Source organism: Paenibacillus sp. 8b26 (genome assembly GCF_050626875.1).
Taxonomy (GTDB): Bacteria; Bacillota; Bacilli; order Paenibacillales; family Paenibacillaceae; genus Paenibacillus.
Genome location: NZ_CP192445.1, coordinates 457,126 through 473,788 on the forward strand (window position 1 = coordinate 457,126; position 16,663 = coordinate 473,788).

A 16,663-nucleotide genomic window follows, 5' to 3' on the forward strand; every position below is an offset into this window, starting at 1 on the left:
ATAGACAGACATATGAAACGACAGCCCGAATAAGTAAAAAGAGCATCTAGCGACTCTCAAAAAGTCAGTAGATGCTCTTACATTTAGCGTTCTTTCACTTCGACGATCATCGTTTTGCTAGATGTTTCTCCTGAAGCATTGACGAGTTCAGCCCGATATTCATATGTGCCCGGTTTGCGGCCTTGGATATCTGTGAAGGCGGTTTGGGCCTGCGGCGTTTGGTTCCGCAGCTCTTGCGTATCGACCAGTTCTCCATTTTCATATAAATGGTATGTGGTCGCATTCGTGCCCCACCACATGTTCATAGCAACGGTGTAATTGCCGTCACCATCCCAGTTGTTGTGCGACAGCACTGGAATGCCGGGCGAAGCATCGGTCACTTCGACGGTTAACGGATCACTAACCGTTTTACCGGAAGCGTTGATCAGCTCGGCGGTGTACGTATAAGTGCCATTTGCCTTGCCCGTTACCGGGATGACTGCGTTCTGTGCCCCGGGGGAGGCGGATTTCAACGGTTGAGTTCCGATCAGCTCGCCGTTTTCATACAGCTTGAGTTCATCACCGTTCGTACCCCACCACAGATTCATGGTGATCTTATAATCGCCGTCCTTCAAACCGTTATCATGCCCATTGTCATGAGACAATACAGGCTTGCCCGGCACTTCGCCTGCAACAGCTTTCTGTACTGTAACGGTTACAGGATTGGATACGACCGTTTTACCGTCCAAGGTTACGCTGGCCGTAATTTCGGCGCTCCCCTCTTTTTCTGCCTTAATTTGTCCATACGTATCAAGGGTAACAGACTCATGACTGCTGGCATACTGAACGGAAGCATGACTTAAATCCGCTTCGCTGCCATCCGTGAGCGTACCGCTGAGATGTGTTACTGCTGTATCCCCAACGTTGAGGGTTGTTTGATCCAGCGAAAGCTTCACTTCTTGCAATACCGCCCCTGCCTGAGCTGTAAAATCATCAAGACTACGCGGTTTTAACTGGTAATTCCCTTTGAAAATCGCTGAAATTCCCTTGATCTTCACTTGCTGTCCTTCTTGATACGGAAAAGAGGTCCGTGTTACGCCTGTACGTGCATCCACGCGTACATGTTGGCTTACCTCGCCGGACACCGCATCAAATTCGAACGAACCAACGGGAGTCGCGTCTACTACATTACGAATGATGGCATGTGGAAGTTCGACCAACTGTCCTTGGTTCGTATCGCTAAGTTCGGTAATCTGTAGAGCTTTCGGAAGCTGTCCTTCTCCTGTTTTTTCAATGGCTACCGGATCGGTCAGCTCCAATTCGCTGTTATACAGCGCCAGGGTTGCCGTAACCTTCACCTGATCGCCTGGGTGAAAACCGCTTTGGTTTTGGTATACATAGATACCGCCGCTTTCATCCTGCACATAAAAGGCTTGTCCGCCAAATGCACCCGGTTCGGTCGTCACCGTACCTTCCAGTGTAACCACTTTGCCAGCCGGGAGACTCCGCGCTTCTGCAACACTGATACGAGCCGGGACGGTATTTCCTTCCTCGGGCAACGGCTGGGCCGGAACATCCGCCAGTACAACCGATTGCGTCAACAGGTTGCTGCCGTTTTGTCTCAGCCTGAGACTGGCCGAACCGCTGGTTCCCGGCTTAATCCGTACGGTGAGGTCTTTGTAGGCATGTCCCTTGCTGTCGGACTCCAGACTGAATGCTCCACTATAGCCGTACGAGGTCGGCCAGGTGCCATCCTGGCTTTGAATCTGGGCTACCTGATTGCCGCCCGCTACATAAATACCTGTACTGAATCCGCTAACCGTGGCATTTGGCGCAAGTTGATCGGCAGTAATTCGAATTTGAAAAGGCTCTGCATTCGGCAACTGATCCTGACGAACGATGCTGTACACAGGCTGCGCACTGGCAGTAGGTCCGCCATAGGAGCCAGCTTTGAAAGTTTGCTGATCCCACCACTTGTAACCGGCTGCGGGAGCGGACCAAGGCTCGGCTTGTGGCTCCGTTGAAGCCTGCGGCTCCTCAAAAGGCAGCAGTGCTGTCGGCTGATCAAGCTGCAAGCTTTTCACATCCGTCAGACTGGTGTAGTTCTCCTTCTTGGATAACCAATCAACGATATTAACCAGCAACACGGCATCATCCTGCTCCTTAAAGCCGTCATACGTCGTCTTCTTGGTTCCTGTCTCTTCGCGCAGATATTTCGGCGTCGCATCTTCAACAGGCGATGAATCTCCCAAGAAGGCTGCTTTGCCGAGTCCTACTTTGGATACGGCTGCATAGGGTCCTTCCGGTATGCCGCCTCCGTTATAGACGCCCTGATCTACAGCGTTACCCCAAGCCTGGTTTGTTTCGGGCAGGTATACGATGCCCTTGGCTTTTGACGGGTCGATAATCGCCAGCGTTGATCCCGCATGCATGGCTACATTGCTTACGCCCGCTGTAATGCCGAACGCCTGCGCAGGCTGGACAATCTGATTGGCGGTAATATCGCCTAATGCATTGTAGCGAAAACGCACGCCAAACTGGCTCCCCAGCCAATCCGAGCTGACTACGCCCTGCATCGCTGCCGAGCTTCTTTCTTCCGCGCTCATTCCCTTGGCAGGATCCTCCCATGCTCCGCGACGGTAGCCGTTAATACTCTCTGATCCGTCCCAACGGTTCTTGTTGCGGTCCGCATTATAATGATCTCCAATGAAGAAAATGCTGTTGCCTGCTTTTACATACTGCTCCATCGCAGCCTGTTCGCTTTGTTTGAAAGGAATATTCGGCTCTGCCGTTACAAAAACATCATAATCTTTCAAATCATTGTAAGTAATCGGCGTAGATTTGCGAAGCTCATGCACATCATAGCCGTTGCTTGCGAGGGCTTGGCCAAAGTCTGAAAATCCGCCGTTAATCACCCAGTCTGCCGCACCAGCCGTCTGTCCGTGTGTATTATCGAATAATATTTTTTTACCCGCATTCTCATTGACCACTTTGGCTGCAATAAAAGGCGCTGGATCTGCCGGGCCTTCTGCCCATACCGGTTGTATGCTGCTCGCAACACCAGCGTACAATGACAAAGTGAACACCATAGCGGTTGCATATTTGAAGCCACGGGATGTAAAACTGCGAAAGATTCCCATTCTATTCCTCCTGTTTGTTGGTTTAAGGCCCCCGATGAGGGGGAACAAATACAAATTCTAGCACTCATTTATGTTCGGACATGCGATGTTTTGTAAATATTCAGGAGTAATGAACAGGAAGGAAGTTCCAATAAAACAGATATACCGTGTGCAATAACGTGAGTACCGCAAACACGATTTTCCCTATAGCCCTAGTTTTACTTTCCCCTGTAATCAGCTTCGCGCCATTCACGATCAATACCCATACGGCAATTAGGGCTGAAATCAGCGGGAGCGTGCAAATCCCCCAGATATACCAAGTCGGATAGCCATATACAATCTGACTGTTACCATAAATAAACTGCACGCCGAGAAAAATCGTATTTAGCAACGCGATGAATGCAAGATTGGAAGAAATGTGAACTTTATTTTTGCGGATAGATCTTATTGCATACCTTACGACCCAAATCAGCAGGGTTGTGATGAAAAACAAGGAGGCAGCAGCGTAGTTGACAAGCAGCGTCCAGGTACGGTGCCAAAGTGTCGTCTGCTTCATGGTCTTACTATCCGGGGCGACCATCATCCATGTACCGTTTTGCGGATACAGCAAAATTTTAAGCTGTCCCCCCTTTTCCACAAACAGCCCATCGCCTGCTGCTTGAAAAACTTTGTTCGTTGCTTCATTTTCATTCGGGTACACACCGTTAACAATTAACGTATGATCATCTTGAATCTGAACGGTGTATTTAATGCTTCCCAGCATCCGAATCCATTTCCCCCACCCATGAACGGGGTTCACATTCACCTGATATACGCCCTCGATCTCTGGGCGAAGCTTCACTTGGGTAGCAGAAGGAGACAGTGACTGAGAATCGGCCTGCGGCTCTGCGGGCAGCATTTGGGCTATCGCATTTATGACTTCTCCATGAAGCAGGGTGTCCGTGTCAGCCGTATTAATGGTCATAAAAATTCCAATCTTTTGAGACGGAATCAGTATCATTTCGGAAATAAAATCATCAATTTCCCCAGTAGCCCACAGCATGGGTACGCCCGTCTCCAGTTGGCCACGGAAAAATCCGTAGCCCACGCCATCCAGACGTGGATCTGCTGCAAATTGCTGTGTATGCATGGCTTTTACCGTTTGGGGCTGGAGCACCGCCCTCCCCTCATATCTGCCTTCGTTTAAATGAGTGATCAGATAATGTGAAAATTCGTTGGGTGTGACGTTCAACGCTCCTGCTCCCGGCAGATTAATATACGAAAAAGGCTGTTTCAAATACGCTCCATGTTTCCACCGATACGATTGGGCCAGTGCCGAATTATTTAGCGGCAAATCCAGTGTTGCGCTCGGCATATCCATCGGGTCGAACAAATGGGTACGGAGGTAATCATTCAGCCCCTGACCGCTCACTTGCTCCACTATATTACCGACCAGACCGTAGGCGACATTACTGTAATCAAACTGAATTCCGGGCTCGCGAATGGGCGGCTGATTTTGAAAATAAGTGCTGAGATACTGCTCTGTAGGCAAAGAGCCTGCATTAGTCGAGCTGTTAATGCCGTACAGCGCTTCGTCCAATCCTGCGGTGTGTGTCAAAAGCTGATGCAGATTAAAAGGCTGATTTTGGTATTGCGAAGCTTCATAGCTATGCAGATAGCTGTTTACGTCTTCATTCAAATCGAGCTTGTTTCGCTCGACCAGCTGCATAGCGGCGCTTGCACTAAAAGATTTGGTTAGAGAGCCGACACGAACAATGGTCTTCGCCGGGTCGAAAGCTATTTTTCGCTCCAGGTCTGCATATCCATACCCTTTACTAAAAAGAATTTGATCTCCCTGGGTCACTACGACGGCAGCCCCCGGAATATGCCATTTGTCCAATTCTGTGTTCATGATGTGATCCACTGCTTTTTCCAATGGATTCGGCGTTAAGCTGACTGCTGCCCATGCCGGAGCAATGAGCACGTTCCAGAGAAACAACGCTGCTATGAATGCGGAAAGGCAACAAATGCCTCTATTCTTCATATAAAGTACCATCCTTACGTATGAAGTTAGTTCATTGATTTGACGGTGCGGTGATTGCATAGCGGAGCAGATATTTTCACTCGGATTCGGAGCCATCAGCATGGCGCTATGGAATCATCGCACTTCCCATAGCGGGAGTGCAGATGATAGAGCGAATCCTGATCGAATCGCGTAAGCAGTGGGCTTCTTACATGTTCGATCAGGATTCATGGGTTACAGATTAAAAATTAGTGAACTCCAGTCAAATCAACGACCGTAGTTTTTCAAGAATTATGATGTGCCAAATCTTGTGTCATGTCTTTGTCCATGTTTCGGATTATGTTTTGTATTGCGACACGGATACTTTTTACATTTTCCTCGATAAATCCGAGTTCCAGCAGTTCATAATGATTGCCAATCAAGCTATGCTCTTCATAGCTTCCTTGTGTAGCGTCTTTCCATAAAAGTCGGTTATCTCCTGTACCCTTGACCGTTTCCGATCCAACGGCGACAAAGCCGTGAATATTCGCCTGAACGCTCTCTGTGTTCACAAGCTGGTTGCCATACACCGCGTAAGCGATCATTTTACGCTGGTACGTTTCATTCAACAGCTCACGGTAGGATTCGGGAACCTGTTCCAGCATGGCATGAATTTCCTGCTCTGTTTCTTCGACTGTGAAGGGCAGGGCTTCCGTCCTTTTGACCGAATCGAGCATCAAAATGTCGGATACAGCATGACCTTGACGCTCCAGCGTGTCGGCAACCTTGTGCGCCAGATTACCGCCTATGGAATAACCAAGCAGCACATACGGGCCTTGCGCTTGCGTGCTGACGATCAAATCAACATACCGTGCCAACATTTCCTGCTCATTCGCAGCATCATCTACGAACTCCAATCCATACACGACTGCGTCCTGATCCAGTTGTTTCGCAAGCTCCGCGAACGACAGCCCGTATCCAAGCATGGGCGGAAAGCAGAAGATGGAGACAGGACCGTGTTCATTCAAACGAATGATTGGACTATCTGCCTTGGATTGCAAATCCGATTTTAATAATGCGAGCGCCTGCTCTTCTATGGTCGGGAACTCCAGAACACTGCGGATTGGAAGCTCGATGTCTGTGGCAAGGTGAACTTTGCGTACAAGCTCCAGCACTTTCAAGGAATGTCCCCCCAACGTGAAAAAGTCATCGTGGATACCCACTTGCGGGATTTCGAGCACTTCCTGCCAAATGGCTGCCAGCAGCTGCTCCACATCGGTTCGCGGTGCGACATATTCTATACCCGTGTGCAGCGCTTTGTCCGGCACAGGTAACGCTTTGCGGTCGATTTTGCCATTGGTCGTCAGCGGAAACCGATCCAGCTGTACAAATGCGGATGGAATCATATAGCTCGGCAGACTACCCGACAGCACAGCCCGAATCTCGCGGACAGTCAGCTGTTCATCGGAAGTGAAGTAAGCACATAATTGCTGCTGGCCTGCTCCATCCCGCAAAGCGATAACAACGCTATCCCGTACGGACGGTACACTTGCCAGCCGCGCCTCCACCTCGCCCAGCTCAATCCGGTAACCGCGAATTTTAACCTGTTGATCAATCCGTCCAGCGTATTCCAGCATGCCATCTTCACGCCAGCGAACAAGGTCTCCCGTACGGTACAGGCGATCTCCATCTATCCACGGGTTAGCAAGAAATCTCTCGGCCGTTAGCTCAGGACGGTTCAGATAACCGCGTGCAACTCCGTCTCCGCCGACAACCAGCTCACCCCAGGCTCCGACCGGCTGCAGGTTAAATGACGAATCCACAACATACGCCGTCGAATTGCGGATGGGGCGTCCGATCGGCACTGAATCCAGCTGTTCTTCCGTAATGTGGTACGTCGTCGAAAAGGTTGTATTTTCCGTCGGCCCATAGCCGTTAATGATGTTCATGTTCGGATTGTCACGCAGGACCCGGTTAATATGGGGCGCAGACAAAACATCACCACCAACCAGCAAATACTTCACATCGCCGAAAAGCTTACTGTCCTGCTGCGAAAGCTGATTAAATAACGGTGTAGTCAGCCACATCATGGTGACGCGATGATCCCGTATCGTCTCTTTAAGCTTGGCCGCGTCCAAAAGATCATCCTTATGCACGAGAACAAGCTGACCGCCGTTCAGCAGCGCACCCCAAATTTCAAACGTAGACACATCGAATACAAACGCACAAGTCTGCAGCATGCGGGTCGATTCATCAAATGGGACATAATCCGTATTGCGGACCAGGCGCACGACACTTTGATGCTCAACAACGACGCCCTTAGGCTTGCCTGTCGAACCTGAGGTATAAATGACATAAGCAGCATGATGACCCGCTCCATCTATACCCAGATTGGAAGCATCTGCACTGTAGGACATATCATCATTCAGATTCACAATCTGTCCGTCAAAATAGCAACGATCCAGTAAATCCTGCTGAGCCAGCAGCAGCTTGGCTCCCGAGTCCTCCAGCATATAACGGATACGGTCCTCCGGATATTGAGGGTCTACCGGCACATACGCGCCTCCAGCCTTCAATATAGCGAGTGTTCCAGTAATCATATCCAGCGAACGCTCCGTCAGAATGCCGACAGGTTCATCGGGCTTCACCCCTGCATCCCGCAGCGTATGCGCTAATCGGTTGGCTGTCTCATTGAGCTCCCGATAGGTCAATGATTGATGACCCAAAGCTACGGCAATATGATCCGGCGTGCGCTCAGCCTGCTCCTCAAACAGTTTTTGGATCGTCTGATTACGTGGATATGCAGAGGCAGTGTCATTAAACTCTCCTGTAATTTGTTGTTTTTCCGCCGCTGTAACCAGTTCCAGCTCTTCTACGCAAACATTCGGGTTAAGCAAAATTTGCTCCAGAAGATTCACAAAATGTCCATGCAGACGCTTAATGTCTGTTTGATCAAAGCTTAACGCGTTATACATAAAGCGAATCTTGATGCATTCTCCCGGCATAACGACGACGTTCAGATCGTAGTTGGTCTGCTCTGCAGTCACCACGTTGGAAATCGGGAATGCATCCTGCCCGTCACTTCCCAGCTCCTCGACCTGCTCCTCCACCGGATAATTTTCAAACACCATAATATGGTTAATTAAATCCTGCTTCTGATCGGTCAATGCCTGAATTTCAAACAGTGGATACGTGTCATACGCATGAGAAGCCAGCGCCTGCTCCTGCATTTTCTTCATAACTTCTGCAAAAGATTCCCCTGCCTCGCTGCGGATGCGAACGGGAATGGTATTAATGAATAATCCGATAATATCCTCGACCCCGATAATATCTGATGGACGACCTGAGACGACACTGCCAAATACGACATCACTGTGGTTGTTATATTTTTGCAGCACAATCCCCCATGCGGTTTGTAATAACGTATTCATGGTCACCTGATACCGCTTAGCTGTCTCCTCCACCCGGAGGGTCAGCTCACGCTCCAAATCCGTCGCCCAATCGCTGGCCGTGTAGCCTTCACTCTTGCGACCGGATTTTACAGCTGGTAGTGCTGTTTGCTGCTCATACCCGGATAAATAGCTGCTCCAGTAGTCGGCTGCCGCCTTGCGATCCTGTGCTTCCAGCCATTCAATATAGCTGCTGTACGGCACTGCAGGTGCCAACTCTGGCACTCTGCCCTCCTGAAGTGCTGCATAGCTTTCAAACACTTCTTTATTTATAAGGGACAGACACCAGCCGTCCATGACGATATGATGGAAGCTCCATACAAAATGATAGCTGTCTTCTCCGGTACGTAAAATCGCTACACGCAACAGGACATCCCGACGCAGATCAAAGCCTCGTGCTCTATCTTCCAACTCGAAGCTTTTCACCCAGGTATCCCTTGTGTCCACATCCAGCTTGTGTAAATCTTCATATTGAAAGCCGCAATCCCGACTTCGATACACAACCTGCAACGGTTCCGTATCCCGGCCAAAATAAAAATGTGTACGCAGCGCCTCATGTCGCCGAACCAGAATATTCAGGCTTTCTGCAAAAGCTTGAATGTCCATCCGACCTCGCATATCATAAGAAACCTGCTCAAAATACGCATCATTCGCGGCTGCTTGACTATCCAGCTGGCTGTGAAACAGCATCCCTTTTTGCATCGGGGTCAGTGCATATACATTGTCGACCTTACCCGCAGCACCCATTTCAGATAACAGGCTGTCCAAGCCCTCCACACTCATTCCTTTATAGGAAATATCACTTGGGGTCAGCTCCGGGTGTTCTTTATGGATGCAATGCGTTAAAATTTCACGCAGGCTCGATTCCAGCAATTTCGCCAATCGCTCTATCGTCTCCGGTCGATAGCTGGTACGGCTATAGCTAATCGTCAGACCCAGCTGACCTCCCGAAATGATGCCGCCAAAATCCAGCGTATACGTCCGAGCCATGGTCGGGCTCAGCGGCATGCCCCCACTATAAGGGGATGACTCCAGATCATTTCCCTTCATATCCTGATCGAACTGTCCCAAATAGTTAAAGCTGATTTCGGGATCTGTCGTAAATAGGGCTGGAGATGCCTCCGGTGCCTGTGTCTGGCGGTCGGCTACATATTTCAGTACACCGTAGCCGATCCCTTTTTGCGGGATGCCGCGCAGTCCTTCCTTCACATGCTTAATCCGTTGCGAAAGAGCCATTTCTTCCGGCATATTAAGCAAAACAGGATATTGACTTGTAAACCACCCTATTGTTCGGGTAATGTCTACCTCAGGTAAAATAGCTTCGCGTCCATGCCCCTCCAGATGAATCAGGAAACGCTCATATCCGCTCCACGCTTGCAGTGCCATCCCTACCGCTGTCAGCAACAGATCGTTAACCTCGGTGTGGTAGGCACGATTGGCCTGCTTGAGCAGCTGCTCTGTCTCCGCACTTGTCCATACAGCGGTAACCGACTCACTGTCACCAATCAACGGCTTTTCGTGTTCATGATGCCCGTAATCCTGCGGCAAGGGAACCAGCTCGGCTTGTGCAAGCTCCTCCCAGTACGAGCGCTCACGTTCCATGGCTGGGCTATTGGCATAAGCGTACAACTGCTGGGCCCACGTTTGGAATGAATCCGTTTTATGAGGCAACTGAATCACCTGTTCTCCCTTGGAGGCTTGATCATAAGCAGTCGCCAAATCCTCGAATAAAATGCGCCAGGATACCCCGTCCACCGCCAAATGATGAATCACGACCAGCAGATGATCTCCATCCGGGCAACGGAACAGCCCCAGCCTCATGAGCGGCCCTTCGCTTAGGGAAATGCCGGATTGAATTTCATTGCAATTGGCTTCAACCATCTTCGCCAAATCGCCCTCGTTTACTTCGCTGTCCCTATAATCAAAGATTTCCAGATGGTATGGTTCGCCTTCCTCTATACCACGATTCCATGCCGTATACCCGTTCGCCGACGAACGAAAAACCATACGCAATGCATCATGGTGCGCTGTAATCTGATGGAGCGCCTGCCGAAGTGCCTGTTCATCGTAGCCTTCTTGTCGATAAAGCATGACAGATTGGTTAAAATAGTGCGGCTCTGCCGTTGGCTGTTCAAAAAACCAGCGCTGAATCGGTGTAAGCAATACAGATCCTGTAACCTCTCCCTGCTCTGCTATTCGGTTAACAGGCTGAATAAATTTGCTTAGTCCCGCAATCGTCGGGTATTTGAACAAGTCCTTCATTTCCAGCTTGTACCCAGCCTGAAACAATCGGGACGACACTTGAATGGCCTTGATGGAGTCGCCACCCAGATGGAAAAAGTTATCCTGTATGCCCACTCGCTGAATCCCAAGAATTGCCCCCCAGGCGGTAGCCAGCGCTTGCTGAACATCCGTCTCAGGTGCCACATAATCCATGCCTGTATCGACGTTATGCTCCGGTGCAGGCAGGGCCCTGCGGTCTACTTTACCATTCAGCGTCAAAGGCAGTCTGGAAAGTTGCACAAAATAGGAAGGCACCATATAGCCAGGCAGATCCTGCGACAAAACGTTACGTAAGTCGCTGGCGCTCAATTCACTGTCTGTTGCAAAATACGCACACAGCTGTTTTTGCCCGTGATCGTCCTGCCGTACGGTAACAATCGATTCCTTCACTCCTGCAATCGTGGACAAACGGGTTTCTATTTCACCCAGCTCAATGCGGTAGCCGCGAATTTTGACCTGTTCATCCATTCTTCCCTTGTACTCCAACACGCCATCTGCACGCCAACGCACTAAATCCCCTGTACGATAGCAGTGCTCCCCAGGCCGAAATGGGCTTTCTATAAACTTTTCCGCCGTGAGCTCCGGCCGATTCAGGTATCCACGCCCCACACCGTCGCCACCGACGATCAGCTCGCCCCAGGCTCCGATCGGCTGCAGCTTCAACGATCGATTGACCACATAAGCGGTCGAGTGATCAATCGGACGCCCAATGGGAATAGCTTGGGTTTGCGGTTCTGTAATGTCATAGATGGTGGAAAAGGTGGTGTTCTCCGTCGGCCCATAAGCATTAATCAACCGAAGGTGCGGGTACTCCTTCAACACGCGGTTGATGTGGGGTATGGACAACACATCACCACCCACGAGCAATTCCTTCAGGGAGGCAAACACGCCAATAGCTTGCTGTGAATGCTGATTGAATAAAGCCGTGGTCATGAACATGGTGCTAATATGATACTTGTCAATCGCCTGTTTGAGCTTGGCGGCGTCCAAAATAGTGTCATGACTTACCACATACAGTTGACCTCCGTTCAGCAGCGTTCCCCAGATTTCAAACGTGGAGGCATCGAACACAACTGCACCCATTTGCAGCATACGCGTATTTTCGTCAAGCGAGGCATAGCTTTTGTTTTTCACCAAACGCACGACATTGCGGTGATCGATCATCACGCCCTTCGGCTTGCCTGTCGTACCCGAGGTGTAGATCACATACGCAAGATCCGAGGAAGATCCCCCCGTTGAAATCGCAGCTAATTCATCCATATGAGCGTCATATTCCGTTTCGCTGCTCCATCGTTGTTCATCACTCAAATCTATGATCGGAATGCCTGGTTCAAAAGGAACCTGCTCACGTCGCTGTGAAAGTAACAGCCCAGCACTGGAATCCTCCAGTAAATAACGGATACGCTCCTCAGGATATTCGGGATCAATGGGAACGTAAGCCCCTCCTGCCTTTAAAATCGCCAGCATGCCGACGATCATTTCAATGGAGCGTTCCGCCATAATCCCTACTCGCTGTATCTCTGGCTCGGACCCGCGCCGTATCCCATGGGAGGCGAGTATGCGTGCCAGCCGGTCGGAGCGTTCTTTCAGTTCGCGGTAGGTGAGCTGTGTGTCCGCAAAGGTGACTGCCACCCTATCCGGTGATTGTGCGGCCTGTTCCTCGAACAGCACATGGAGCAATTGATCCCGTGGATACGGATAGTCTGCTACTGTATTGTTGAATTGCTGTACAATCTGCTCTTTTTCTTGGGACGAAACCATTTCAATACCCGAAAGAACGATATCCGGCTGTTCTATCACCGCATGGATAAGCTGCTGCAAATGCACAGCCAGTCGTTCGATGGTTTCCCGCTTGTACAGCCGGGTTCCATATTGAAAACCGCAGGCAATTTGCTCCCCATCCTCCAGCGCGAACAGGCTCAAATCAAATTTGGCGGCATTTTGTTCACTCGGATAGGATGCCAATTGCAAGCCTTCCAACTGCTGCTCCTTTTGCTCCAAATTTTGCAGAGCAAACATGGTATCAAATAACGGATTACGGCTTAAATCTCGATCCACGCCCAGCTTGTCCACCAGCTCTTCAAACGGATAATCCTGATGTTCAAATGCCTTCAGCGCGTTTTCCTTGACCTCCAATACATAATCGTGGAATGTTTTATCACCTGCCGGAACATTGCGGATTGCCAGTGTATTCACAAACATCCCGATCAGGCTACCAAGATCAGCATGGGGCCGCCCCGCTATCGGAGAACCGACGATAATATCCTCTTGCCCGCTGTAGTGGCTAAGCAAAGCCGTATAAGCAGCCAACAGCACCATGTATAATGTCGATTCTGTCTGTACCGCAATGCTTTTTAAACCTTCGCTCTGCCGTTGATCGAGCGTAAATTCCAGCACATCTCCTTCAAAGCTTCTCACCGCCGGACGTGGATAATCGGTCGGTATATCCAGCACGGGCAGCTCTCCCGCGAAGGTATTCAGCCAGTAGCTTTCCTGCTGCCGGTAGCGTTCACTTTGCTGCTGCTCCTGTTGCCAGGCGGCGTAGTCCTTATACTGAATGCGCAGTGATGGCAGCGTGTCGCCTGCATATAAACGGATGAAATCCTGAATCAGCACATTGATAGAGGTACCGTCCGAAATGATGTGATGCATATCCAGCAGCAAAATATGATGCTCTGGATCTGTTTCAATCAATCCGACTCGGAATAGCGGAGCCTGTCCAAGATCGAACGGCTGGACAAAGCCGCGGACCAGCTCATCCGTCTCCTTAGGGTCAGCGCCATGGGCATGAATCAACTCCATGCGAAAAGGAACCTCGTCATGTACTCGCTGAACAGGTTCACCGTTCATGGTCTCAAAGCTTGTACGCAATGTTTCATGGCGGTCAATAAGCTGGCGGAACGCATTGTCCAGTGCCTTATGATCAAGTGAACCTGTCAGTGTCAGAGCACCAGGGATGTTATAGCTAATTCCCGCTCCATCAAGCTGATTAAGGATATACATCCGTTTTTGTGCCGAGGATACCGCATAAAATGGCTTATGCTCCGAAACAGGTATGGATTCATAGGCGGTTTGCTCCAGCGCTTCAATAACGTGTGCAAGCTGTTCAATCGTCGGGTGCTGAAACAGGTCCTTTAGCTGCACATTTTTATGCAATTCCTTATGAATAAGTGATATAACATGTGTCGCCCGCAGGGAGTGCCCTCCTGCTTCAAAAAAGTTATCCTTAATCCCGATGCGCTCAAGCTCCAGCACATCTTTCCAGATACTCACCAGTTGTACTTGTAATTGATTTTGAGGAGGTACATATGCTGCGCCTGAGCTTACACTTCCCTCCGGCTGTGGCAATGACCGGCGATCCACCTTGCCATTGGGCGTGAGTGGCAATTGCTCCAGCTGTACAAAATACGACGGCACCATGTAGCCCGGCAGCTCCTGGCTCAAAGCGCTACGCAGCTTACTTGCCACAACATCCTCATGGGTTACCACATAAGCGCAGAGCTGCTTTTGCCCCTGCTCATCCTCTCGTGCTATCACGACGGCTTCTCGCACCGCCTCCAGCTTCAACAGCTGTGCCTCCACCTCGCCCAGCTCGATCCGGTACCCCCGGATTTTCACCTGTGCGTCGATCCGTCCCTTGTATTCCAGCGTCCCGTCCGCATTCCAGCGCACCAGGTCGCCTGTGCGATAGCAACGTTCTCCACTGCGGAACGGGCTGTCGATGAACTTTCCTGCCGTCAGGTCCGGGTGGTTGCGGTATCCACGGGCCACCCCGTCACCACCGACGATCAGTTCTCCCCATGCTCCTACGGGCTGGAGCTGCATCGAACGGTCCACGACATACGCCGTCGAGTTATGGATCGGGCGGCCAATCGGCACCGATTCTGATTGCACGCCAGTAATCGCATGTGTTGTGGAAAAGGTCGTGTTTTCTGTCGGCCCGTAGCCGTTGATGATCCGCAGGGAAGGATGGGCCTCCAGCACCCGATTAATAGGCGGGACGGACAGCACATCACCGCCGACCAGCAGCTCCCGTACCCCCTCAAACAGTTCCAGGTCCTGCTGGGACAGCTGGTTAAAGAGCGGCGCTGTCAGCCACATCGTGGTAATGCCATGGCTGCGAACAGCTTCCTTGAGCTTTGGCGCGTCCAGAATGACATCCTGACTCACCAGTACCAGCTGTCCACCATTCAATAGCGCACCCCAAATTTCGAAGGTGGACGCGTCGAAGACAACAGCCCCGGTCTGCAAAATGCGCGTATCAGTATCCAATTGCGCATAGTTTGTATTTTTCACCAGACGCACGACATTGCGGTGCTCCACCATAACGCCTTTCGGCTGGCCTGTTGTCCCTGAGGTGTACATGATGTATGCCAAGCGATCAGCAGCGGTTGCCTTCGCTTGTTCTTCTGCTGCGTAGGTCTGACGTACCTGTTCTGCTTGTTCTGATTGCGTGGTTGTAGTAGAAGCAAGCTCAGAATTAGTGGAAATGGAATAGAGCGGGTTTAAGCAATCCACGTATCCTATGTCAGCTGTGTCAGTATACGTCCCGTTATCGTTCAGCAAAACAGGATCAAAATGATCAGCATCATTCGTTCCATAGATTGTGGAGTCGCTCAGGTCGAGCACAGTTCCCTTAAAATTAGCAGGCCGATGTTCCATTCGCTGTACCAGCAGTATCTTGGTATCGGAATCCTCCAGCAAATAGCGCACGCGTTCATCCGGGTAATCAGAGTCAATCGGTACATAGGCCCCGCCTGCTTTGAGAATCGCGAGCATACCGACGATCATCTCCATCGAGCGTTCGGCCACAATGCCAACAGTCTGCTCGGTGCAGACCCCCTGCTTACGTAATGTATGAGCCAGACGGTTGGACTTTTCATTCAATTCTCCATAGGTCAGGCTGTCTTTTCCGAATATTACCGCCACCTTCTGCGGTACCTGCTTCGCCTGTCTCTCGAACAACTCATGAATGGACGCATGCCGCGGATAATCCACAGCTGTATCGTTGAAGGTATGAACCAGTTGCTCCACTTCTTGCTCTGACAACACTTGTGCTGTGGAAATTGCCAGCTCTGGCTGATGCAAAACAACGCTGTACAACCGCAACAACTGCTCAACAAAGCGTTCAATCGTCGCCTCATTATAACGGTGGCTACTGTAATTCAGATTCAGGGAAACCGCTGCGTTTTCCCATTGAAATTGAAAATCCAGCTCAGATTGTACATGATTCAAAAAATCGGAAATATGGATATTTTGCAGGGACGCCGTGGTGTGAATAAGAGGCTGTTCATCCTCGTTACGTGGAATTTCAAGCCCCTCGGTATAGTTCCAAAAAGGTATATTTTGGTGCTCAATAGCTTCGCTGACAGAGGTTTTGATTTGAGACAGCAAGGCTTTGAAGGTCGTTGTGGAATCCAGCGTGTTTTTCAGTAAAAGTAGATGGTTAATCGGCTTTGTAGCACCGTTGCCAGACTTGGCTACCGGAATGCCCAGCAGCACACGTTCCTCACCTGTGTATTTATGTAACAGGCTTTCTACTCCAGCAAGCAGAACCATAAACACTGCCCATGGAGCGCCACCTGTTATAGACAATATTCGCCCGGAAATTTCAGATGGAAATGTGAGCGTGTACGTATGGGAATTTAAATTCGTTGCAGTTGCATCCTTGGACACGTTGTTGGTGTATGGCAGGCAGATGATATGATCCTCAGATTCCAGCTTATGACTCCAGTAATTTTTTTCCTTCTCAAATAAGGCTTTCAATGACATCCCTCCTGCTTCATAGGGTCTGTACCCCGGTTGGAATGGTGCGTTGTTACGTAAATGAGCGTTGTGTCGGAAAAATAATA

Annotated in this window: 3 protein-coding genes; all 3 read right to left on the minus strand. The window is 50.2% G+C overall.

Going from position 1 to position 16,663, the window contains the following annotated elements:
- Positions 1 to 83: 83 nt before the first annotated feature.
- The 3 genes from ACQ4MX_RS01985 to ACQ4MX_RS01995 all read right to left on the minus strand — a co-directional run bounded on the left by ACQ4MX_RS01985 (position 84) and on the right by ACQ4MX_RS01995 (position 16,577).
- Complete coding sequence (locus ACQ4MX_RS01985; protein ID WP_431089040.1) at positions 84 to 3,119, minus strand: chitinase N-terminal domain-containing protein; 3,036 nt, start codon at positions 3,117 to 3,119, stop codon at positions 84 to 86.
- A gap of 100 nt (positions 3,120 to 3,219) precedes the next feature.
- Positions 3,220 to 5,121, minus strand: coding sequence for a serine hydrolase domain-containing protein (locus ACQ4MX_RS01990; RefSeq protein ID WP_431089041.1), 1,902 nt, complete (start codon positions 5,119 to 5,121; stop codon positions 3,220 to 3,222).
- A gap of 263 nt (positions 5,122 to 5,384) precedes the next feature.
- Positions 5,385 to 16,577 carry an amino acid adenylation domain-containing protein gene (locus ACQ4MX_RS01995; RefSeq protein ID WP_431089043.1) on the minus strand — a complete coding sequence of 3,731 codons (11,193 nt, stop codon included), beginning with the start codon at positions 16,575 to 16,577 and terminating at the stop codon, positions 5,385 to 5,387.
- Positions 16,578 to 16,663: the final 86 nt, after the last annotated feature.

Excerpts from the sequence above, each read along its gene's own strand:
- ACQ4MX_RS01985 (WP_431089040.1), bottom strand. The coding sequence starts at position 3,119 with ATGGGAATCTTTCGCAGTTTTACATCCCGTGGCTTCAAATATGCAACC.
- ACQ4MX_RS01990 (WP_431089041.1), bottom strand. The coding sequence starts at position 5,121 with ATGAAGAATAGAGGCATTTGTTGCCTTTCCGCATTCATAGCAGCGTTG.